Annotated in this window: 21 protein-coding genes; 13 read left to right on the top strand and 8 right to left on the bottom strand. The window is 67.2% G+C overall.

Features of this window, described 5'->3' with window-relative positions:
* The first annotated feature begins 191 nt into the window (after positions 1 to 191).
* Together VD964_RS25660 and VD964_RS25665 are read left to right on the top strand one after the other, a co-directional pair.
* A complete protein-coding gene (locus VD964_RS25660; protein WP_324871313.1) occupies positions 192 to 602 on the top strand; it encodes an HIT family protein in 411 nt (136 codons plus the stop codon).
* A gap of 57 nt (positions 603 to 659) precedes the next feature.
* Positions 660 to 857 (top strand): hypothetical protein, encoded by a 198-nt coding sequence (locus VD964_RS25665; RefSeq protein WP_324871314.1) that lies wholly within the window; start codon positions 660 to 662, stop codon positions 855 to 857.
* A gap of 152 nt (positions 858 to 1,009) precedes the next feature.
* Here the strand turns inward: VD964_RS25665 and VD964_RS25670 are convergent, their stop codons facing one another.
* From VD964_RS25670 to VD964_RS25680, 3 genes are read right to left on the bottom strand one after another with little or no spacing between them, the layout of a single operon-like run.
* Positions 1,010 to 1,963: an ACT domain-containing protein gene (locus tag VD964_RS25670; RefSeq protein ID WP_324871315.1), complete on the bottom strand. Its 954-nt coding sequence runs from the start codon at positions 1,961 to 1,963 to the stop codon at positions 1,010 to 1,012.
* A gap of 1 nt (position 1,964) precedes the next feature.
* Positions 1,965 to 5,606 carry a transcription-repair coupling factor gene (gene mfd, locus VD964_RS25675; protein ID WP_324871316.1) on the bottom strand — a complete coding sequence of 1,214 codons (3,642 nt, stop codon included), beginning with the start codon at positions 5,604 to 5,606 and terminating at the stop codon, positions 1,965 to 1,967.
* 40 nt (positions 5,607 to 5,646) lie between these two features.
* Positions 5,647 to 5,970, bottom strand: coding sequence for a succinate dehydrogenase assembly factor 2 (locus tag VD964_RS25680; RefSeq protein ID WP_324871317.1), 324 nt, complete (start codon positions 5,968 to 5,970; stop codon positions 5,647 to 5,649).
* Positions 5,971 to 6,223: 253 nt separating this feature from the next.
* On the opposite strand from VD964_RS25680, the gene sugE reads away from it, so the two are divergent.
* Positions 6,224 to 6,541: a quaternary ammonium compound efflux SMR transporter SugE gene (gene sugE, locus VD964_RS25685; protein WP_324871318.1), complete on the top strand. Its 318-nt coding sequence runs from the start codon at positions 6,224 to 6,226 to the stop codon at positions 6,539 to 6,541.
* A gap of 36 nt (positions 6,542 to 6,577) precedes the next feature.
* Here the strand turns inward: sugE and VD964_RS25690 are convergent, their stop codons facing one another.
* The 4 genes from VD964_RS25690 to tldD form a co-directional block, all read right to left on the bottom strand.
* Complete coding sequence (locus VD964_RS25690) at positions 6,578 to 7,117, bottom strand: glycine cleavage system protein R (protein WP_324871319.1); 540 nt, start codon at positions 7,115 to 7,117, stop codon at positions 6,578 to 6,580.
* Positions 7,118 to 7,223: 106 nt separating this feature from the next.
* On the bottom strand, positions 7,224 to 7,511 hold the full coding sequence (locus VD964_RS25695) for an immunity protein Tsi6 family protein (protein WP_324871320.1): 288 nt from the start codon (positions 7,509 to 7,511) through the stop codon (positions 7,224 to 7,226).
* A gap of 90 nt (positions 7,512 to 7,601) precedes the next feature.
* A complete protein-coding gene (locus VD964_RS25700; RefSeq protein WP_324871321.1) occupies positions 7,602 to 8,174 on the bottom strand; it encodes a polymorphic toxin type 46 domain-containing protein in 573 nt (190 codons plus the stop codon).
* 144 nt (positions 8,175 to 8,318) lie between these two features.
* Positions 8,319 to 9,752, bottom strand: coding sequence for a metalloprotease TldD (gene tldD / locus VD964_RS25705; RefSeq protein ID WP_324871322.1), 1,434 nt, complete (start codon positions 9,750 to 9,752; stop codon positions 8,319 to 8,321).
* 227 nt (positions 9,753 to 9,979) lie between these two features.
* On the opposite strand from tldD, the gene VD964_RS25710 reads away from it, so the two are divergent.
* The 10 genes from VD964_RS25710 (at position 9,980) to VD964_RS25755 (ending at position 20,144) form a co-directional block, all read left to right on the top strand.
* Positions 9,980 to 11,350, top strand: coding sequence for a DUF3422 domain-containing protein (locus tag VD964_RS25710; RefSeq protein ID WP_324871323.1), 1,371 nt, complete (start codon positions 9,980 to 9,982; stop codon positions 11,348 to 11,350).
* Between the two features lie 630 nt (positions 11,351 to 11,980).
* Positions 11,981 to 12,838 (top strand): cytochrome c oxidase subunit II, encoded by an 858-nt coding sequence (gene coxB / locus VD964_RS25715; protein WP_324871324.1) that lies wholly within the window; start codon positions 11,981 to 11,983, stop codon positions 12,836 to 12,838.
* Positions 12,839 to 12,978: 140 nt separating this feature from the next.
* The gene (gene ctaD, locus VD964_RS25720) at positions 12,979 to 14,607 is read left to right on the top strand and encodes a cytochrome c oxidase subunit I (RefSeq protein ID WP_324871325.1); all 1,629 of its coding nucleotides are present in this window, start codon (positions 12,979 to 12,981) and stop codon (positions 14,605 to 14,607) included.
* 138 nt (positions 14,608 to 14,745) lie between these two features.
* Positions 14,746 to 15,657, top strand: a complete 912-nt coding sequence (gene cyoE / locus VD964_RS25725) for a heme o synthase (protein WP_324871326.1) — start codon at positions 14,746 to 14,748, stop codon at positions 15,655 to 15,657.
* The gene (locus VD964_RS25730) at positions 15,654 to 15,839 is read left to right on the top strand and encodes a hypothetical protein (RefSeq protein WP_149223429.1); all 186 of its coding nucleotides are present in this window, start codon (positions 15,654 to 15,656) and stop codon (positions 15,837 to 15,839) included. Before cyoE ends, VD964_RS25730 begins: the two co-directional genes overlap by 4 nt.
* Complete coding sequence (locus VD964_RS25735) at positions 15,839 to 16,501, top strand: cytochrome c oxidase assembly protein (RefSeq protein WP_324871327.1); 663 nt, start codon at positions 15,839 to 15,841, stop codon at positions 16,499 to 16,501. Before VD964_RS25730 ends, VD964_RS25735 begins: the two co-directional genes overlap by 1 nt.
* A gap of 21 nt (positions 16,502 to 16,522) precedes the next feature.
* On the top strand, positions 16,523 to 17,398 hold the full coding sequence (locus VD964_RS25740) for a cytochrome c oxidase subunit 3 (protein WP_324871328.1): 876 nt from the start codon (positions 16,523 to 16,525) through the stop codon (positions 17,396 to 17,398).
* Positions 17,399 to 17,498: 100 nt separating this feature from the next.
* Positions 17,499 to 17,840 carry a DUF983 domain-containing protein gene (locus tag VD964_RS25745; RefSeq protein ID WP_324871330.1) on the top strand — a complete coding sequence of 114 codons (342 nt, stop codon included), beginning with the start codon at positions 17,499 to 17,501 and terminating at the stop codon, positions 17,838 to 17,840.
* On the top strand, positions 17,837 to 18,679 hold the full coding sequence (locus tag VD964_RS25750; RefSeq protein ID WP_324871331.1) for an SURF1 family protein: 843 nt from the start codon (positions 17,837 to 17,839) through the stop codon (positions 18,677 to 18,679). Before VD964_RS25745 ends, VD964_RS25750 begins: the two co-directional genes overlap by 4 nt.
* Entirely contained in the window at positions 18,657 to 20,144 is a 1,488-nt protein-coding gene (locus tag VD964_RS25755; RefSeq protein WP_324871332.1) for a carboxypeptidase M32, read from the top strand. Before VD964_RS25750 ends, VD964_RS25755 begins: the two co-directional genes overlap by 23 nt.
* Before the next feature lie 54 nt (positions 20,145 to 20,198).
* Here VD964_RS25755 and VD964_RS25760 read toward each other — a convergent pair whose 3' ends face one another.
* Positions 20,199 to 20,591, bottom strand: a complete 393-nt coding sequence (locus VD964_RS25760) for a hypothetical protein (RefSeq protein ID WP_324871333.1) — start codon at positions 20,589 to 20,591, stop codon at positions 20,199 to 20,201.
* Positions 20,592 to 20,628 lie beyond the last annotated feature (37 nt).

The following is a 20,628-nucleotide window of genomic DNA, read 5'->3' on the forward strand; positions in this document are numbered from 1 at the left end:
ACTGGTGCCGCCCCGACCATGACCCGGACCGAACTCGAACATCGTCCAACGAATGCCGCTGCGCCGTATGGCCGGCGCGCACGGCCTTCTATACAAGCTTCGCGGTTGCCCCGCCACTGCCGGCTATAACAGAGCAGCGTCCGGTTTATTCCCGGGTGCCGCCTCTGCCGAACGCCAGGAAGGAGTGAAGCATGTTTTCCCTTAACGAACGGCTACAGGCCGACACCCGTCACGTGACCGATCTTGGGCTTTGCCGGGTGTTGCTGATGAACAACGCCTTGTGGCCCTGGCTGATCCTGGTGCCGATGCGCGGGAACGCGGTCGAGATCCACCGGCTTGACGAGGCGGACCAGACGGCCCTGATGCGGGAAATCGTGCTCGCCTCCCGCGTGGTGGAGCGGCTGTTCGCGCCGGACAAGATGAATGTCGGGGCGCTGGGCAACATGGTGCCGCAACTGCACGTCCATGTGATCGGACGCAAGTGTGGCGATCCGGCGTGGCCCGGCCCGGTCTGGGGCTCCGGCCATGCCCGGCCCTACGAACCCGCGGAGGCCGCGGCGCTGGTCGACCGGCTGGCGGAGGCATTGCGGAAAGACGCGTGAACTTTGCCGTGTCGGAGGTGTTGGTGTGGTCAACCAACTTTACGGGAGACCGCCGCCATGGCCGACCAGGACCGCTCGAAATCCGTGACCTCCGACGCGCCGTCGGACGCCGCCCAGCGAATCGAGGACAAGTTGGTCGACAAGACCGGCAAGGCCTCCGGCGATCCCGACAAGCCCGTTCAGAAGAAATGGGAGGAGATGGGCGAGCGCGAGGAGATCATCGAACAGAGCCAGCGCGAGGGGGGCGGGGGCTGAGGAGCGAACTGTTGCCCCCTCCCTAACCCTCCCCCGCTTCGCGGGAGAGGGAACTCCGCTGCCCAGCGTTCAGGTGCACTGACAAGACTCCTGCCCCCTCTCCCACCGAAGGTGGGGGAGGGATGGGGAGGGGGCAAGCGGCGCCGGCAACCCTACCGCTTTACCGTGCAGCTCAGCGCCAGCACGTCTGCCGCCTTGTCCAGGTCGTCGGCGCGGACCAGCACATAGTCGGTGTTGTAGGTGGAGATCGCGAAAATCGGCACATGGGCCTGGGCCAGCGGGACGGCGATGCGGGCCAGGATGCCGAACAGCGAGAAATCGACCACTCCCTCCACCCGGAAGGCGCGCCAGCCGCGTTCGGCCTTCACGCCGTCGGGAACGCGGTCCTCGCGGCAGAGGATCGACAGTTCCTCGCCCGTACGGGTGGCGCCGACCAGCGGGTCGGTCCAGTCGAGCCAGTCGGGCAGGCCGCTGCCGGGCGGCAACTGCGCCACCGCCAAGCGGTCGGGCAGCACGGACAGGGTTAGGCCGGTCTGCTCCCGCACCAGGGCCGCGGTCAGCGTCGCCTCGTCCACCTCGAAGGGCTTCAGGATGCGGCGCGCGCGGGCGGCCAGCGACGGCACGCCGGAGCGCATGGCGCGACCCAGCATCTCCGCCGAGGTCGCGCGCAGGTCGGGATCCGATTCGGCCAGATCGACGACGGCCTGCAGCGCGCTGGTCTGAACGATGCGGCTCGGGCTGTTCTCGAACCAGTCGGCCAACAGGACGGCGGCGCGGTGGCGCTGCTCCTCAGTCATTGTCAGGCGCGGCACGATCTGGGCGATGTGCCAGCGCACCTCCGCCTGCTCGATGGCGACGGCGTCGGTCAGCAGATGGTCGACGTAAGCGTCGAGCCAGCCGGGATTGCCGCGCGACACCCGTTCCAGTGCGTCGGCGGCGCGCATGCGGACGCTCGCATCCTGGTCGAACAGGCAGCCGACCAGTTCCGCCAGCTTGCCGCGGTCGGCGGAGACCTCGTCGGCGACTGACGGGGCGTCGCCCACCGTCCGCCGGTCGCCGCGCGCCAGCCGGCGGGCGAGCGACGCGCCGCGGGTCACGTCGTCCATCTCAGCGCCGCCCGGTCGGACGGCCGAAGCGCGACGGCGTACCAAAGCGCGACGCCACCTTGGCGCCGGTCGGCTTGGGCGGCGGCGGGGGAGGGGGCGGCGGCGGAGTTTCGCCGCGCGGCACGCCGCCGCCGGACGCCATTTCCGCCAGATCCTTCACCAGCTTCTGCACGCTGCGCACGCGGGCCTGCGGATCGGACCATTCGCGGATATAGACCAGCTTGTGGTCGGGGCGCAGCTTCATCAATGTCAGGTGCTGGGCGATGTAGGTCAGCAGCTTGGCCGGTTCGGCATAGAAATTGTCGTGGAAGGCCAGGACCAGCCCCTTCGGGCCGGCATCGACCCGGTCGATGTTGGCCTGTTTGCACCAGCGCTTGATGGTGACGACGTCCAGCAGGTTCACCACCTCCTCCGGCAGCTTGCCGAAGCGGTCGATCAGTTCGGCGGCGAAGCCGTCCACCTCCGCCCGGTCAACCAGATCTGCGATGCGGCGGTAGAGCGACAGGCGCACGGTCAGGTCGGGGACGTAGCTTTCCGGGATCAGCACCGGCGTGCCCAGGTTGATCTGCGGCACCCAATCCTGCGCTGCTGCGGCGGCGACGGCACCCTCCTGCATGGATGCCCGGGCGTTCGCGACGGCCTCCTCCAGCATCTGCTGGTAAAGCTCGACGCCGACCTCGCGCACCTGACCCGACTGCTCCTCGCCCAGCAGATTGCCGGCGCCGCGGATGTCCATGTCGTGGCTGGCAAGCTGGAAGCCGGCACCCAGGCTGTCCAAGGTCTCGATGACGTGCAGGCGCTGCTGGGCGGTGCTGCTCAGCGGCTTGTTGGGGGCATAGGTCAGATAGGCGTAGCCGCGCTTCTTCGACCGGCCGACACGGCCGCGGATCTGGTAGAGCTGGGCCAGCCCGAACAGGTCGGCGCGGTGGACGATCAGCGTGTTGGCGTTGGGGATGTCCAGGCCGCTTTCGATGATGTTGGTGGCGAGCAGCACCTCGAACTTGCCCTCGTCGAAGGCGGTCATCACGTCTTCCAGCTCGCTGGCCGCCATCTGGCCATGGGCGGTGACGATCTTGACCTCCGGCACCAGTTCGCGCACCCGTTCGGCCACCTTTGCCAAATCCTCCACGCGCGGGCAGACGTAGAAGCTCTGGCCGCCGCGGTAATGCTCGCGCAGGATCGCTTCGCGGATCACCACCGGGTCGTAGGGCAGCACGAAGGTGCGCACCGCCAGACGGTCGACCGGCGGGGTGGCGATCAGCGACAGCTCCCGCACGCCGGACAGCGCCATCTGCAGGGTGCGCGGGATCGGCGTGGCGGTCAGCGTCAGGACGTGGATGTCGGCGCGCAGTTCCTTCAGCCGCTCCTTCTGCTTCACGCCGAAATGCTGCTCCTCATCGACGATGACCATGCCCAGGCGCTTGAAGTCGAGGCCTTTGGCGAGCAGCGCATGGGTACCGACGACGATATCGGCCGTGCCCTCCGCCAGTTCCTTCTTCACCAGAGTCTGTTCGCGGGCGGTGACCATGCGCGACAGCTGGACGACACGCACCGGCAGCCCATTGAACCGGGTGGAGAAGGTCTTGAAATGCTGACGGGCGAGCAGGGTGGTGGGCACGACGACGGCGACCTGCTTGCCGCTCATCGCCACCATGAAGGCGGCCCGCAGGGCCACTTCGGTCTTGCCGAAGCCGACGTCGCCGCAAACCAGGCGGTCCATCGGCCGGCCGCTGCCGAGGTCGGTGAAGATGTCCTCGATCGCCTTCAACTGGTCGTCGGTCTCGGGATAGGGGAAGCGGGCGGCGAATTCCTGATAGACGCCTTCCGGGGTCAGCACCGGATCGGCCTTCTTCAGCATCCGCTCCGCAGCGATCTTCAGCAGGGCTTCGGCCATGTCCTTCAGGCGCTTCTTGACCCGCGCCTTGCGGCCCTGCCAGCCGACGCCGCCCAGCTTGTCGAGTTGGACATTGGCGTCCTCCGAGCCGTAGCGCGACAGCACCTCGATGTTCTCGACGGGGACGTAGAGCTTGTCGCCGCCCTCGTAGATCAGGCGCAGGCAGTCGTGCGGGGCGCCCGTGACCTCCAGCGTCTCCAGCCCGTCATAGCGGCCGATGCCGTGGTCCATATGGACGACGATGTCGCCTTCATGCAGGGCAGAATGCTCGGCGATGAAGTTGGCGGCCTTGCGCTTCTTCTTGGCCGGGCGGACCAGACGGTCGCCCAGGATATCCTGTTCGGTGATGACGGCGAGGTCGGCGGAGATGAAGCCATGCTCCATCCCCAGCACGATGGTGCCGATGATGCCGCGGTCGAAACGGCGGACATCCTCGATGCTCTCCGCCGGCTCCAGCCCTGGGATGCCATGGTCGGCCAGCACGTTGGACAGGCGGTCGCGCGATCCGGCGGAATAACCGGCGATCAGAACGCGGCGCCCGTCGGCACGGAGCGCCCGGATATGGTCCTTCACCGCGTCGAAGACGTTCACGTCGGGGCGGTTGCGCTCCTCCGCGAAGTCGTGGCCGCGCTTGCCGCCGGCGTCCACCGTCCCCTTGATGCCGGGGGGCGTGGAGAAGATCTGCAACTGCGCCACCGCGCGCTCCGCCATCAGCGCGTCCCATCCGGTGGTGTCGATGAACATCGAGGCGACCGGCACCGGCTTGTAGACCGGCGATCCTGTCCGCTTCTCGATGGTCATCATCGAATCGCGCGAGGCATGGAAATCGACCACCTGCGCCATGCGGGCGTCACGCGCCTCCGCCGCCTGGTGGTCCAGGCTGACGATGCCGCGCGGCAGGTAATCCAGCACCGTGTCCATGCTCTCGTGGAACAGCGGCAGCCAATGCTCCATCCCGCCATAGCTGCGGCCGGCGGAGATCGCTTCGTAAAGCGGATCGTCGTCGGTCACCGCGCCGAACAGCTCGCGGTAGCCGGAGCGGAAGCGGGCGATCCCCGCCTCGTCCAGGAAAACCTCCGACATCGGCTTCAGTTCGACGCTGTCGCGCTTGTCGGTGGTGCGCTGGGTCATGGGATCGAAGGCGCGCACCCCCTCCAGCTCGTCGCCGAACAGGTCGAGGCGGAGAGGCTCCTCCGTACCGGGCGGGAACAGGTCGACGATGCCGCCGCGCACCGCGAACTCGCCGGGCTCCCGCACGGTCTGGGCGCGGGTGTAGCCGTTGCCGGCAAGGTAGCGCTGCAGCTTTTCCAGGTCGATGCGGTCGCGAAGCTTGGCCGAGAACACCGCGTTCTTGAAGGCGCTGCGCGGGGGCACCTTCTGCACCACGGCGTTGACGGTGGTCAGCACGATCAGCGGAGCCAGCCCGTCGCGGTTGGCCGCCGCCTCGCGCCGGGCGATCAGCCGGGTCAGCGTGTCGATGCGGCGGGCGACGATGCCGCCGTTCGGCGACACGCGGTCGTAGGGCAGGCAGTCCCAGGCCGGGAAGGTCAGCACTTCCAGCTTTGGTGCGAAGAAGGCCAGCGCCTCCGCCAGCAACGCGCAGCGTGTGTCGTCCAACGCCACATGCAGCAGGCCATAGGCCCCGGCCTTCTGCGCAAGCTCCGCCAGGATGCGGGCATCATGACCCTCGGGCGCGCCGCCGATCAGGAGACGGCCGGCGCGGCCGGGCTGGAGATCGTAACTGACCAAAGGAGGATGCCTCGGGAATACGGGGGACAGGCTGAGAACGTCAGGAGCCTTGACGTGGTGTGTAACGGAACGCCGTCAACAGGCGCATCACGTCGCTGTCATGTTCGGCGGGAACCGGCTCCCGACCCGACATCCAGTCGTAGAGGTCGGGATCTCCAAGCTCCAGCAGCGCTTCGAACCGGTCGAGCATGGCATGGTCGAACTCGCCGACATGGGCGTCGGCGAAGCTGCCCATCAGCAGGTCCATTTCGCGCGTGCCGCGATGCCAGGAGCGGAAGCGCAGCCGCTTGCGCCGGTTCTCAAGCGATTCGGCCTTCTCGGGAGCCGGCGTTTCGGAAGCCGGGGGGGTGCCGTTTTCGGTCATTGCTGTCCAACGTCGAAAACCCCCAGCGCCACCAGCGGCGAAGGGGGAACCATTCAGGAACCCCATCCTGCACGGGCGGGCGCCGCGATGCAACCTCGGCCGCCTGCCTTGATCCCGGTCATCTTGACTGCCGGCGTCTTGACCATAGCGGGTGTATGTCCTATCTGCCCACTGGCCCGCGGGGACGACCCCGCCAATGAGAGAGGGTTACCGGGTGGGGACGACCCCGCCATTCCAAGACGGAGGTACCGTCATGGCGTGGGTCACGCTGTTCTTCGCCGGTCTTTTCGAAATCGGTTGGGCTGTCGGCCTGAAATACACCGAAGGCTTCACCCGTCTGGTCCCAAGCGTGCTGACTGCTGCGGCGATGCTGGCGAGCATCCTGCTGCTGGGGGCCGCGTTGAAGACGCTGCCGCTGGGCACGGCTTATGCGGTGTGGACGGGGATCGGCACGGTCGGCACCGCGGTGCTGGGCATGTGGCTGTTCGGCGAACCCGCCGGGGCGCTGCGGCTGCTGTGCATCGCGGCGATCGTCGGGGGGATCGTGGGGCTGAAGGTTCTGCATGGGTGAGTGGGAAAGGAAAGTGATTGGCCCCCTCCCCATCCCTCACACCTCCTCCGTCCGGCAAATCAGCCCCAAGGTCTCCGCGGTGTTCGCCACCGCCGACAGGCAAATCTCCGCCCGCTCCGCCGGGATCGACACCGAGAAGCGCAGGACATAGCGCTCGCCGGCACGGTCTGGCAGGGTCTGCGCGTCCAGGCGCACGATGTTGGCGTCGAATTGGGTGAAGATCTCCGACAGGCGCGCCACGAGGCCCGGCTGGTCGCCGCCCGATACCTCGACGCGGTGGGTGACCATGGCTTGCGGCCCCGGCTGGGGATCGAAGGCGAAAGGTGTGACCTTCACCTCGGCGCCGGACAGCACGGGCAGGGACGACAGGCTGGCCTGAACCTCCGCAACCGTCAGACCGGCCGGCAGCTCGCAGACGGCGGAGAACTCGGCACCGGTGCCGAGCGAGGCGAAGGTGGCGTCGCGCAGGTTGATGCCCTGTTCGAACAGGTGGCTGGTGATGCCGGATACCAGCCCGACCCGGTCGGGGCAAAAGGTGGAAACCAGGGCAAGTCCGGTAGTCGATTCCGTCGCCATCGCACATCTCCCGTGTCGGTTTTCTTCGCGGGCACGGGTTCGGCCGTGCCGTCCGGATGGGCGATCATCGAAGCGGGGTGCCTGGAACGCCAGCACAAAATGGCGTTCAGCTGCCGAACAGGCGGCGGGTGGCGGCGCTGATGGCGTGAAGCTCCGCCGCCAGCGCCGGGTCGACGTCGTCGACATAGTGGGAGGCGAGCAGTCCGAAATTCAGATCCTCGGCACGGTCCAGCCGTTTGGCGCCATCCCGTGCCGCACCGTCCACATAGTCGAGCTGGCGCTGGATGCTGGTCAGCCAGCTGTTGTCCGGCTCCCGTCCAACCAGTGCCGCAACTCCGGCGGAGGCGTGTGCGATGCGCTCGCGCAACTCGTCGGTGGTGGTGATGTCGGACATGGCGGGCTTCTCCAGTGGACGGCGACGACGGCCAGTCTGACTGCCCGCCGCCAGCCGGAGAACAGGGAATAGGAGCGGAAGGTCGCGGAGTTATGGGGCGAGGCCGCCGCTGGTCACGCCGGCCTTGACGCTGTTCGGCACAACCACCTGGGCACAGCCGCCTTTGGTCTGCACGCTGGTGCCGGGCGTGGTCCAGTTGTCGACGATGGGAGCGGCGACCGACTGCAAGCCCTGACCGGACGGCAGCACCGCCTTGTACTCCGCCCGGCCGGTGCCGGAAATGCCCAGGCAATCGGGTGTCGCGGTGACGACGGGAGAGAAGAAGTTCCCGAATCGGACCGTGTCGTACCCGGTGCGGACATACTGGAACCAGGTGGTGCCGGCCGGGATGGCGATCACCTCCAGCGGCTTGGAGAAATCGATCCCCTTGGAGTCATCGCCATAGCGGGACGAGGTCAGGTCGGTCGATGCGTAGAAATAGCTCGCCACCACCACGCGGGCGTTCAACTGGTCGGCGCTGGAGCCGGCAGCCTTGGCGACAGCCACCTGCTCCGCCGTCGGGGCGGTCTGGGCCTGCCCCGGAACCGCGGCAGCCAGGGTCAAGCCCACGGTCAGGGAAAGTGCGAGTGCCGCCTGCCGAGCGATGTTGGAAAAAGAGCGCATCGGTTGTCGTCCAATCCGGAAAATTGAAAAACTCCGGAACAACGATACCCATGCAATCGACCGGTCCAAGCCCCGAATGCGAAAGGGGTCGGACCATGCCATGGTCCGGCCCCCTCATCGCATGCCGTGTAACGTGGTGCGCCGTCAGGCGGCGGTGCCGCCGACCGTCAGTCCTTCCAGCTTCAGAGTCGGCTGGCCGACGCCGACCGGCACGCCCTGGCCGTCCTTGCCGCAGGTGCCGACGCCGGGGTCGAGACGGCTGTCGTTGCCGATCATCGACACCTTGGTCAGGCTGTCCGGGCCGTTGCCGATCAGGGTGGCGCCCTTGACGGCGGGACCGAGCTTGCCGTCCTCGATCAGGTAGGCCTCGCTGGCGGAGAAGACGAACTTGCCGTTGGTGATGTCCACCTGGCCGCCGCCGAAGTTCTTGGCGTAGATGCCCTTCTTGACCGAAGCGATGATTTCGTCCGGCGTGTGGTTGCCGTTGCGCATCACCGTGTTGGTCATGCGCGGCATCGGGTTGTAGGCGAAGCTCTGGCGCCGGCCGTTGCCGGTCGGGCGCATGCCCATCAGGCGGGCGTTCATGCGGTCCTGCATGAAGCCGACCAGGATGCCGTCCTCGATCAGCGTGGTGCACTGGCCGGGCGTGCCCTCGTCGTCGACGCTGATGGAGCCGCGCGAGTTCTCGATGGTGCCGTCATCGACGATGGTGACGCCGGGAGCGGCGATGCGCTGGCCCAACAGCCCGGAGAAGGCGGAGGTCTTCTTGCGGTTGAAGTCACCCTCCAACCCGTGGCCGATGGCCTCGTGCAGCAGGATGCCGGGCCAGCCGCTGCCGAGCACCACCGTCATCTCGCCGGCCGGGGCGGGGACGGAGGAGAGGTTGACCAGCGCCTGCCGCAGCGCCTCGTCGACGAAGCCGCGCCAGGTTTCCGGCTGGATGTAATGTTCGTAGGTGACGCGGCCGCCGCCGCCGTAGCCGCCGGTCTCCATCCGGTCGCCCTCGGCCACCACGACGGAGACGTTCAGGCGCACCAGCGGGCGCAGGTCGGCGACGCGGACGCCGTCGGCGCGCATGATCTGCACCGCCTGCCATTCGCCGCTGATCGAGCAGCTGACCTGCCGCACCCGCTCGTCCTTGGCGCGGGCATAGGCGTCGATGTCGGCCAGCAGCTTCACCTTCTCCTCGAAGGGGACGAGGTGCAGGGGATTGTCGGGGATGTAGAGGGCGCGGTTGGTGCCGGCCGGCGGCTCCGCCAGGGTGCCGCTGTGGCCGGCCTGCACGGCGCGCACGGTGGATGCTGCGCGGCGGATGGCCTCTTCCGACAGGTTGCTGGCATGGGCGTAGCCGGTCGCCTCGCCGGCGATTGCGCGCAGGCCGAAGCCCTGGGTCGTGTCGAAGCTGGCGGACTTCAGCTTCCCATCGTCCCAGCCCAGCGACTCGCTCTGAGCGTATTCGAGGTAAAGCTCCCCATCGTCGGCACTGTGCAGGGCGTCCTGCACGACGCCTTCCACGCGGGCGCGGTCCATGCCGGCGCGGTTGAAGAAGAGATCGTCGGTGACGGCAAGCGCGCTCATGAAAACTCCGAACCTGTGATGGGGCGGAACCCGGTCTGCCCGGCCTGATGGCTTGTGCCGGCCTCGTTCCATGGTAGGACACAGTGTCATAGCGGGCGTTGTCGCGCCGCGCCGTACGATGTGTTCTAACGGACAGACTATAGTGTGGCGACGCGCGGGCCATCCGGCAAGGTTTGGCGATGCCGGGGGCATGCCGGGCCGGGTGCCGCGCAGGAGAGGGGGGCTTCATGACCGAGAACGCGGTGCGGGCGACCATGGACACGCTCAATCGCGACGGTGCGGCCGGCGCCATGGTCGGCCCGCGCCCCTTGCGCGACCACCCGCTGCGTCAGGTCCTGACCAACGAGGTCCATGCCCGTCCGCCGGAATCCGTGGCGGCGCCGGTGCGCGCGACGATGCTGGCGATGCTGTCGGGGGAGGGGGCTACCGAGGCCGACCGCCGCCATCTGGAGGCGCTGTGCGACTGGGCCGGCGTCGTCCGGCCGCCGCAGGGCGCCACACACCACAGCGCGTCCTTCGGCAGCTTTCATCTGAAGTGGGAGCGGCATACCGAATTCTCGACCTGGACCGTCTTCCGCCCGAGCGCCATGCCGGCGGGCGCCCTGGTCGATCCCTTCCTGGAGCCGGCGCTGCATGCCCTGCCGCGGGACTGGCTGGCCGGCCTGCCGGGCGAACTGCTGGTCGGCATCCATGTCGCCGTGCTCGACGCCGATACGCCGGAGCCGTCGCCCTCCATGATGGCGGCGATGTTCGGATCGGAGAGCTATGTCGGTTCACGCATCGCCGGCCGGTCGGCAACGGCCTGGACCGATTTCCGCATCCATGGCGACGGCTTCTCCCGCATGCTGGTCGCCGACCATTCGATGACGCCGCGCCAGACCGGGCGGGTGTTGCAGCGCCTGCTGGAGATCGAGACCTACCGGGTGCTGGCCTTGCTGGCGCTGCCGATGGCGCGCGGCGTGCTGCCCCGCATCGGTCCGATCGAAGCCGGAGTGGCCGAAGTCACCAACCGGATCGCCAGCCTGCGCGGCCTGCAGGATGAGCGCGACCTGCTCGACCGGCTGACACTGCTGGCGGCGCAGACCGAGCAGATCTCGGCCGAGACCGCCTACCGGTTCGGCGCCGCCCGCGCCTATTATGAACTGGTGGAGCGGCGAATCGAGGAACTGCGCGAGGTCCGGATCGAGGGGCTGCAGACCGTCCAGGAGTTCATGGACCGCCGCCTGACCCCCGCCATCCGCACCTGCGAGGCGGTGGAGCAGCGGCTCGAGTCGCTGTCGCAGCGGGTGGCGCGGGCCAGCACCTTGCTGCGCACCCGCGTGGAGATCGCGGTGGAGGGCCAGAACGCCGAACTCCTCCAGTCGATGGACCGCCGCGCCCAGCTGCAGCTGCGCCTGCAGGAGACGGTGGAAGGGCTGTCTGTGGTGGCGATCAGCTATTACCTCGTCGGCATCGTCGGCTATGCGGCGAAGGGGCTGAAGGGATTCGGGCTCAAGGTCGATCCCGACATGCTGGTGGGCGTGATGATCCCCATCGTCATCGCCTTCGTCTGGTCCGGTGTGCGGCGGATTCGCAAGGTGCTGGTCGGGGGGCATTGAGTCTTTTCTCTTTGGCGGTGCTTGCCCCCTCCCCATCCCTCCCCCGCTTCGCGGGAGAGGGGGTAGGATGCTTGGAGCATGATGTAACTACGAAGCGGCGGCAGTCCCCTCTCCCGCGAAGCGGGGGAGGGTTAGGGAGGGGGGCGACGCCTATCACCTTCGCGCATCTGGCCCGAAGCCCACACCTCACCCATCCTTAGTTCCTGAGTCGCACCCAGGCGCCGCAACAATCCTGCGCGCCTATCCGCGTGACTCCTCACATCCTTTCCTGCACCCATTCCCACAAAAATCCGCTCCGCCAACGGACTGCGACGGAATGTCGCATGGATTGACCCCTGCATGCGCTCAACCTTTGTACCCATGGCGCAGCTGAATGTGAGGAAAAGTCTATGCAATCGGTGGGAGAGAGGAAAGGCTTGTAACCCAGCGTGGCGGGGGGATAAGCTCCGGATGCGGGTATATGTCGCGCTAAGATGGCGTGATCCCTGCATAAACTGGCGTTCGCTGATAAGCCCAATTATGGACCGAACGAACGGATGGCGGTCCAACGGACAAGAGGGCGGAGGGGGCGTCGGCGGGAAGAGACGACCGCGTGCCATGACGAGCGTCGCGGCTAAGAAGGGGTTGGGGATGAGAAGGCAAAGCCTGTACACCGCCGGCCTGGCGGCGGTCCTGTCGATGGTCGGGCCGACGATGATGGGGTGGGGTGCCGCCCTGGCGAACGAGCCGAAGCCGTGGGAGATGGGCATGCAGCCCTCCGCCTCCCCGGTCAAGCACCTGATGACCTCGTTCAACGACCTGCTGACCATCATCATCACGCTGATCGTCATTTTCGTCGCGGCGCTGATGGCTTATTGCGTCGTCCGCTTCGATGCGAAGAAGAACCCGGTTCCCTCCAAGACCTCGCACCACACGGTGCTTGAGGTCGCATGGACCGTCGTGCCGGTGATCATCCTGATCGTGATCGCGGTGCCGTCCTTCAAGCTGCTATACGCCGCGGAACGCATTCCCGAGGCCGAGATGACCGTCAAGGTCACCGGCCGCCAGTGGTACTGGGACTATGAATATCCCGACCACGGCAACATCGCCTTCTCCAGCTACATGGTCCCGGAATCGGAGATCAAGCCCGGCCAGCGCCGCCTGCTGGAGGTCGACAACCGGGTCGTCGTTCCGGTCAACACCACCGTCCGGCTGATGGTGACCGCCGGCGACGTCATCCATTCCTGGGCGATGCCGGCTTTCGGCATCAAGCGCGACGGCGTTCCCGGCCGCATCAACGAGTCCTGGTTCAAGGCCGAACGCGAAGGCGTCTATTACGGCCAGTGCTCGGAAATCTGCGGCACCAACCACGCCTACATGCCGATCGCGGTCGAGGTGGTTTCCCGCGAGGCGTTCGACGCCTGGGTCGCCAAGGCCAAGACGGCCTTCGCGCCGAAGGACCCGGCGCGGGACGTGGCGGCACGTCCGACCGGAACGCTGGTCGAATGAGGATGCCGGCGCGCCCCGCGGACTTCGCACAGCCCGGCACAGGGGCGACGCGATAAGAAGAACAGAACATACCCAGCCGCCGCCGGCCCGCGGAAGAACGGGCGGTGCGGCGGCCAGGGACAGCGACGAAGGGTAGAGACATGGCAAACGCCACACCGGGACAGGATCACGCCCACGGACAGGATCACGGGCATGGTCACGGGCATGACGACCATCACATGCCCGGCTTCGTGCAGCGCTGGTTCTATTCGACCAACCACAAGGACATCGGCACGCTCTATCTGATCTTCTCGGTGATCGCCGGGCTGATCGGCGGCCTGTTCTCCGTCATCATGCGTGCGGAGCTTCAGTCGCCGGGCCTGCAGTTCGTCTCCGACGGCCAGATGTGGAACGTGCTGATCACGGCTCACGGCCTGATCATGGTGTTCTTCGTGGTGATGCCGGCGCTGATCGGCGGCTTCGGCAACTGGTTCGTGCCGCTCATGATCGGCGCGCCCGACATGGCCTTCCCGCGCATGAACAACATCAGCTTCTGGCTGATCGTGCCGGCCTTCCTGCTGCTGCTGGGCTCGGCCTTCGTCGGCACCGGCGCCGGCACCGGCTGGACCATCTATCCGCCGCTGTCGGCACAGCTGGGACACAGCGGGCCGTCGGTCGACATGGCGATCTTCGCCCTGCATCTGGCCGGCGCCAGTTCCATCCTCGGTGCGGTGAACTTCATCACCACCATCTTCAACATGCGCGCCCCCGGCATGACGCTGCACAAGATGCCGCTGTTCGTCTGGGCGATGCTGGTGACGGCCTTCCTGCTGCTGCTGGCGGTGCCGGTGCTGGGCGGCGCCATCACCATGCTGCTGACCGACCGCAACTTCGGCACCACCTTCTTCAACCCGGAAGGCGGCGGCGACCCGATCCTGTTCCAGCATCTGTTCTGGTTCTTCGGCCACCCCGAAGTCTACATCATGATCCTGCCGGCCTTCGGCATCATCAGCCACATCGTGTCGACCTTCTCCAAGAAGCCGGTGTTCGGCTATCTCGGCATGGCCTACGCCATGGTCGCCATCGGCGTGGTCGGCTTCGTCGTGTGGGCGCACCACATGTATACGGTCGGCCTCGACGTCGACACCAAGGCCTACTTCACCGCCGCGACCATGATCATCGCCGTGCCGACGGGCGTGAAGATCTTCTCCTGGATCGCCACCATGTGGGGCGGGTCGATCGAGTTCCGGGTGCCGATGCTGTGGGCGCTGGGCTTCATCTTCCTGTTCACCGTCGGCGGCGTGACCGGCGTGGTGCTGGCGAACGGCGGTCTCGACAACTATATGCACGACACCTACTACGTCGTGGCGCACTTCCACTATGTGCTGTCGCTGGGTGCGGTGTTCTCGATCTTCGCCGGCTGGTATTACTGGATCGGCAAGATGTCGGGACGCCAGTATCCGGAATTCTGGGGCAAGGTCCATTTCTACACCACCTTCGTCGGCGTCAACCTGGTGTTCTTCCCGCAGCACTTCCTGGGCCTGTCGGGCATGCCGCGCCGCATCCCCGACTATCCGGACGCCTTCTGGGGCTGGAACATGATCTCCTCGCTGGGCGCCTATCTGTCCTTCGCCTCCACGCTGCTGTTCGTGTGGATCGCCTGGAAGACGCTGCGCAGCGGCGAGCGGGTGCCGGGCGCCTATTGGGGTCCGCAGGCCGGCACGCTGGAATGGTCGGTCAGCTCGCCGCCTCCGTTCCACGCGTTCGAGACGTTGCCCCAGGTGAAGTAAGCATGCTAACGGGCGGGCGTTGCCGCACTGCAGCGCCCGCCACTGCGAAAGCTATCGCCGGTAAGCCCGAACAATGGGCATCGGCAGGACGGGCGCCGGGGCGACGGACCCGGGGTTAGAAGACGACAAGGACATGACATGACGGACGTGACGAACGAACTGACGCTCAATCAGACCGGAGGGGCGTCGGCCGGTGACTTCATCGAGTTGCTGAAACCGCGGGTCATGTCGCTTGTGGTCTTCACCGGACTGGCCGGCATCGTCCTGGCCCCCGGCCATATCCATCCCTTCCTGGCCGTGGTCGCCGTGCTGTGCATCGCCGTCGGAGCCGGTGCGTCGGGCGCCATCAACATGTGGTACGACCGCGACATCGACGCGGTGATGGCCCGCACGATCAAGCGGCCAATCCCGTCGGGCCGGGTGGAACCGTCGGAGGCGCTGGGCTTCGGCGTCACCCTGTCGGTGCTGTCCGTCGTGGTGATGGGGCTGGCGGTGAACTGGGCGGCGGCCTCGCTACTGGCGCTGACCATCGGCTTCTACGTCTTCGTCTACACCATGTGGCTGAAGCGCCGGACCCCGCAGAACATCGTGATCGGCGGGGCCGCTGGCGCGTTCCCGCCGATGATCGGCTGGGCCGCGGTGACCGGCAGCGTCGATCTGCTGTCGATCCTGCTGTTCCTGTTGATCTTCCTGTGGACGCCGCCGCACTTCTGGGCGCTGGCCCTGTTCCGCAACGGCGACTACACCCGCGCCGGTGTGCCGATGATGCCGGTGGTGGCGGGAGAGGGGCCGACCAAGCGCCAGATGCTGGCCTATACGCTGATCCTGCTGCCGGTGGCCGCGGCGCCGTCCTTCGTCGGGATCGCCGGGCCGGCCTATCTGGCGGTGTCGGCCATCCTCGGCCTGATGTTCGTCGGCCATGCAGTGCGCGTCCTGCGCGCGACGGACGACAAGCCGGCCAAGAAGATGTTCGGTTTCTCGATCCTGTACCTGTTCCTGCTGTTCGCCGTGTTGATGGCGGAGCGGCTGATCCTTGGAGGGTGGGCATGACGGTTATGGAACACGATACCCCGATCGATACCCGCGCCTCGGTGGAAGAGCAGAAGCGGCAGGAGGCCGCCCTGCGGGCCCGGAAGCTGCGCGGCCGCAATCTGGCCGTTCTGGCGGCGCTGCTGACGCTGGTCGTCCTGTTCTATGCCATCACCGTCGTGCGGATGGGCGGGGCGCACTGATGGCCAAGAGCGGCGAGATGACCAAGCGCGACGACAGGCTGCGCCGCCGAAACCGGCTCGTCCTGGGCTCCCTGTTCGGGCTGGTGGCGGGAATGATCGGGCTGACCTACGCGTCTGTCCCGCTCTACAACCTGTTCTGCGCCGTCACCGGCTTCGGCGGCACGACCCAGCGGGCCGAGCAGGCCGCGAACCGGGTCGTCGACCGCAAGGTCACCATCCGCTTCAACGCCGACACCAACAACGCGCTGCCCTGGTCCTTCAAACCGGAGCAGAAGGAACTGGCGCTGAAGCTGGGAGAGACCGGGTTCGCCGCCTACCGCGCGGAAAACCGCGGGGTCAAGCCCACCGTCGGCACCGCGGTCTACAACGTCACGCCGGACAAGGCGGGCGCCTATTTCAACAAGATGCAGTGCTTCTGCTTCACCGAGCAGATCCTGGAGCCCGGCCAGGCCGTGGACATGCCGGTGACCTTCTTCGTCGACCCGTCGATGGCCGACGACCCGAACATGGACGACGTGACGACCATCACGCTGTCCTACACCTTCTTCCGCGCCAAGGACAGCGAGGCCCGGCTTGCCCAGCATGCCGCGCCACCCGCCCCGTCCGGTGGAGCGGAGACAAGCAAACAAAAGGCGGAGCCGGGGGCGACCGCCACAAACTGAACAATATGGGGTAGTGAGACGATGGCCGACATCACCCACGGGCAAATGCCGCACGCCGAACCGTCAGCCCATGAACCGGGCGCCGGCATCCCGCATCCCTACCATCTGCTGAAGCCCAGCCCCTGGCCGCTGATCGGCGCCTTCTCCGGGGGGCTTCTGGCGACCGGTCTGGTCGTCTACATGCATGACGGCGGCTCCTTCCTGATGATCCTGGGGGTGCTGGCCATTCTGGTGACGATGTTCGGCTGGTGGCGCTCCGTGATCCGGGAATCGGTGGTGGAGCATGCCCACACTCCCGTGGTGAAGATCGGCCTGCGCTATGGCATGGCGCTGTTCATCGCGTCGGAGGTGATGTTCTTCTCCGCCTTCTTCTGGGCTTTCTTCCACGCCGCCCTGGACCCGAAGGCTTCGCCCATCAATCCCGACGCCATCTGGCCGCCGCCCAACGTGCATGTCATCGACCCGTTCGACATGCCGCTGATGATGACGATTACCCTGCTGCTGTCGGGCGTCACCGTCACCTGGGCCCACCATGCGATCCTGGAGGGGCGCAACCGCGAGGCGGCGAAGGCGCTGGGCCTGACCGTGCTGCTGGGCGTGCTGTTCAGCTTCTTCCAGGTCTATGAGTATGTCCACGCCGCGTTCAAGTTCACCGACGGCATCTTCCCGTCCACCTTCTACATGGCGACAGGCTTCCACGGCTTCCATGTGCTGGTCGGCACGATCTTCCTGGCGGTCTGCTGGGTCCGCACGGTGAAGGGCCATTTCACCCCCGACAGCCATTTCGGCTTCGAAGCGGCGGCCTGGTATTGGCACTTCGTCGACGTCGTCTGGTTGTTCCTGTTCGTATCGGTCTACTGGTGGGGTGGCTATGGCGGCGTGATCGCCAGCCACTGACGCCACCTGCGCCGAGCCGTTCCGGCATCCTTCACCCTTTGCCGGAGCGGCCCGAACGGGAGGTTTCAGCGTGAACGACCAATACCCCAGAGTTCCTCCGATGTCCGCGGGCATGCGCTGCGTCTGCCCGCGCTGCGGGCAGGGGCGGCTGTTCGCCGGCTTTCTGACGGTGGCGGAACGTTGCGACGTCTGCGGCCTCGACTTGTCCCAGGTGGACAGCGGCGACGGCCCTGCCGTCTTCCTGATCTTCATCCTGGGATTCCTGGTGGTCCCGGTGGCGCTGTGGGTGTCGATGACCGTCGAATGGCCGCTGTGGCTGCACGCCATCGTCTGGAGCATCGTGGTGCTGGCCTTGACGCTTGGCATGCTGCGGCCGGCCAAGGCCTATGTCATCGCCTTGCAGTACCGCTACCGCCGCAGCGAGGTCGAGAAGGGATCATGAAGGCCGCAACCACCGGAACAGGGGCGGCGGGAGACGGCGCCGGATCGCGGGAGCGCCGGCGATTCCGTCCGTCGCTCGGCGCCACACTGGTTACGGTCCTCGGGCTTGCGGTGGCCATCGGCCTCGGCACCTGGCAGTTGGAGCGGCTGCAGTGGAAGACCGATCTGGTCGCCCGGATCGCCAGCCGGATGGCCGAGCCGCCGGTGCCGTTGCCTTCCCGCATCGACGATCCCGCAGCCTGGGAGTTCCGGCCCGTCACCCTCTCCGGCAGTTTCCTCAACGACAGGGAAATTCTGCTGATCGCCCGTCCGCACCAGGGGCGGGTCGGTTACGAGCTTCTTGTTCCGTTCCAGCGCGCGGACGGGGCCGGCATCGTGCTGGTCAACCGCGGTTTCGTACCCATGGACCTGCGCGATCCCGCTTCCCGCCCCGCCGGTCAGGTGAAGGGGGAGGTCAGCGTCAAGGGCATCGTCCGCCTGCCGCCGCAGGCCGGCCTGTTCCAGCCCGGCAACGGCACGCCGCAGCCGGGGACCGCCTGGATGCGGCCCGATCCGCCCGCCATGGCGGCGGCGCTGTCGCTGGACCGCGTGGCGCCCGTGGTGGTGGAGATGGTGCCCGGCCAAACCTTTAGCCCCCCGAACGCCGGCTTGACCGGTGCGCCGTCTGGCACCCTGGCGGGAATCGAACCGCGCGTGGACCTGCCGAACAACCATCTGCAGTATGCCTTGACCTGGTATGGGCTTGCGGTAACGCTCGCCGGGATCTACGTGCTGTCGCAGCGCAAGCGCGCCGACACCGGAACCGACGGACGATCCGATGACCGCATATCAGGAGCTTGAACGCCGCCATGCCCGCATCGCCGCCATCGGCGACGCGCTGGGCATTCTCGGCTGGGACACCCAGACGATCATGCCGGAGGGCGCCAACGACGGCCGGGCGGAGCAGACCGCCACCCTGTCGGTGATCGCGCACGAATTGGCGACCGATCCCCGCATGGCCGACCTGCTGGCCGAGGCGGAGACCGACACCGGCCTCGATCCCTGGCAGCGCGCCAACCTGCGCGAGATGCGCCGCCACCACATCCAGTCCACCGCCATCCCCGCCGATCTGGTGGAGGCGACCAGCAAGGCCGTGTCGGTCTGCGAGATGACATGGCGCGCCGCGCGGGCCGAAAGCGACTTCGCCAAGCTGCTGCCCTCGCTGACCGAGGTGCTGGCCCGTGTGCGCGAAGGGGCCGAGGCGATGGGCTCCGTCATGGGCATCAGCGCCTATGACGCGCTGCTCGACAGCCACGACCCCGGTGCGCGGGCGGAGCGGATCGACGCGCTGTTCGCCGACCTCTCTACCTTTCTGCCCGACTTGATCGGCCGCGTGCTCGACCGTCAGGCCGCCGTGCCGGCAGCGGTCGATCCGCAGGGGCCGTTCCCGGTTGAGAAGCAGCGCGAACTGGGCGTGCGGATGATGGAGCGGCTCGGCTTCGATTTCAGCCGCGGCCGGCTCGACGTGTCGCTCCATCCCTTCTGCGGCGGGGCGACCGGCGACGTGCGCATCACCACCCGCTATGACGAGGCGAACTTCACCGATGCGCTGATGGGCATCCTGCACGAGACCGGCCATGCCCTGTACGAGCAGAACCGTCCGCGCGCGTGGCTGGGCCAGCCGGTGGGCCAATCGCGCGGCATGGCTGTGCATGAGAGCCAGTCTCTGCTGATGGAGATGCAGGCCTGCCGTTCGCCGGAGTTCATCACATGGCTGGCTCCGGTGGTGCGCGAGACCTTCGGCGGGGAGGGGCCGGCCTGGGAGGCCGACAATCTGCGCCGGCTCTACAGCCGGGTCGAGCGCGGCTTCATCCGCGTCAATGCCGACGAGGTCACCTATCCGGCCCACATCATCCTGCGCTATCGCCTGGAAAAGGCATTGATCGCCGGCGACCTGACCTTGCCGGACCTGCCGGGCGCCTGGAACGACGGCATGGCGGAACTGGTGGGCGTCGTCCCGCCGAACGACCGGCTGGGCTGTCTGCAGGACATCCACTGGCCGGGCGGCGGCTGGGGCTATTTCCCAAGCTACACGCTGGGTGCCATGACCGCGGCCCAGCTGTTCGACGCCGCGCGCACCGCCGATCCGGAGATCGTGCCCGCCCTGTCACGCGGCGAGTTCGCGCCGCTGGTCGCTTGGTTGCGGGTGAATGTGCACGAGACCGGCTGCTTCCATGCCTCGGGCGACGAATTGCTGACGGCGGCGACCGGGCGGCCGCTCGACTCGTCGGTGTTCAAGCGGCATCTGGAACAGCGTTATCTCTGAGTCCGTGACCGCGGCCGGCCTTTCGGCGGGAGGGGCCGGCCCGGATTCCTATCCCTATACCGCGATCTGCGTGATCAGCGGCGTGTTCACCCCGGCGTCGGCGCGGCGATAGGCTTCGATGGCATCGGACCAGGGTTCGATGGTCAGTCCGCTGCCCATCGCTTCCTGGTGGATGCTTTGGGCGACATAGCCGGCGTTGGGAAGGGCGGTCAGCGGAACGGGACCGCCGCTGACCGGGCTGGAGTCGTCGGCGGTGGAACCGATCGTGAAGCCGCCTGCCGATCCGCCGGCACCCCGCGTGCGGGTGGCCGTCGAGTCGCCATCGGCACGGCCGCTTCCCTGCAGCGCATCGCCGGTGGCCTCGGTCCCTTCCTTGTTCCGCTTCCGCTCCTCCTCGCCGGGAATCCGGCGGATCGGCTGAACGGCCGAGGCATCGCTTGCCAGCATCTGACGCAGCTTCGCAACGCCGGAAGTGGGCATCGCG

This window comes from Azospirillum sp. (assembly GCF_035628975.1).
Taxonomy (GTDB): Bacteria; Pseudomonadota; Alphaproteobacteria; order Azospirillales; family Azospirillaceae; genus Azospirillum.

What these genes read in the sequence shown, in the direction of transcription:
- coxB (WP_324871324.1), top strand. Translation starts at nt 11,981, where the DNA reads ATGAGAAGGCAAAGCCTGTACACCGCCGGCCTGGCGGCGGTCCTGTCG.
- VD964_RS25680 (WP_324871317.1), bottom strand. Translation starts at nt 5,970, where the DNA reads ATGACCGAAAACGGCACCCCCCCGGCTTCCGAAACGCCGGCTCCCGAG.
- VD964_RS25695 (WP_324871320.1), bottom strand. Translation starts at nt 7,511, where the DNA reads ATGTCCGACATCACCACCACCGACGAGTTGCGCGAGCGCATCGCACAC.
- VD964_RS25665 (WP_324871314.1), top strand. Translation starts at nt 660, where the DNA reads ATGGCCGACCAGGACCGCTCGAAATCCGTGACCTCCGACGCGCCGTCG.
- VD964_RS25670 (WP_324871315.1), bottom strand. Translation starts at nt 1,963, where the DNA reads ATGGACGACGTGACCCGCGGCGCGTCGCTCGCCCGCCGGCTGGCGCGC.
- sugE (WP_324871318.1), top strand. Translation starts at nt 6,224, where the DNA reads ATGGCGTGGGTCACGCTGTTCTTCGCCGGTCTTTTCGAAATCGGTTGG.
- VD964_RS25690 (WP_324871319.1), bottom strand. Translation starts at nt 7,117, where the DNA reads ATGGCGACGGAATCGACTACCGGACTTGCCCTGGTTTCCACCTTTTGC.
- VD964_RS25730 (WP_149223429.1), top strand. Translation starts at nt 15,654, where the DNA reads ATGACGGTTATGGAACACGATACCCCGATCGATACCCGCGCCTCGGTG.
- VD964_RS25735 (WP_324871327.1), top strand. Translation starts at nt 15,839, where the DNA reads ATGGCCAAGAGCGGCGAGATGACCAAGCGCGACGACAGGCTGCGCCGC.
- VD964_RS25745 (WP_324871330.1), top strand. Translation starts at nt 17,499, where the DNA reads ATGTCCGCGGGCATGCGCTGCGTCTGCCCGCGCTGCGGGCAGGGGCGG.
- VD964_RS25750 (WP_324871331.1), top strand. Translation starts at nt 17,837, where the DNA reads ATGAAGGCCGCAACCACCGGAACAGGGGCGGCGGGAGACGGCGCCGGA.
- VD964_RS25710 (WP_324871323.1), top strand. Translation starts at nt 9,980, where the DNA reads ATGACCGAGAACGCGGTGCGGGCGACCATGGACACGCTCAATCGCGAC.
- VD964_RS25760 (WP_324871333.1), bottom strand. Translation starts at nt 20,591, where the DNA reads ATGCTGGCAAGCGATGCCTCGGCCGTTCAGCCGATCCGCCGGATTCCC.
- ctaD (WP_324871325.1), top strand. Translation starts at nt 12,979, where the DNA reads ATGGCAAACGCCACACCGGGACAGGATCACGCCCACGGACAGGATCAC.
- VD964_RS25700 (WP_324871321.1), bottom strand. Translation starts at nt 8,174, where the DNA reads ATGCGCTCTTTTTCCAACATCGCTCGGCAGGCGGCACTCGCACTTTCC.
- cyoE (WP_324871326.1), top strand. Translation starts at nt 14,746, where the DNA reads ATGACGGACGTGACGAACGAACTGACGCTCAATCAGACCGGAGGGGCG.
- VD964_RS25740 (WP_324871328.1), top strand. Translation starts at nt 16,523, where the DNA reads ATGGCCGACATCACCCACGGGCAAATGCCGCACGCCGAACCGTCAGCC.
- VD964_RS25755 (WP_324871332.1), top strand. Translation starts at nt 18,657, where the DNA reads ATGACCGCATATCAGGAGCTTGAACGCCGCCATGCCCGCATCGCCGCC.
- VD964_RS25660 (WP_324871313.1), top strand. Translation starts at nt 192, where the DNA reads ATGTTTTCCCTTAACGAACGGCTACAGGCCGACACCCGTCACGTGACC.
- tldD (WP_324871322.1), bottom strand. Translation starts at nt 9,752, where the DNA reads ATGAGCGCGCTTGCCGTCACCGACGATCTCTTCTTCAACCGCGCCGGC.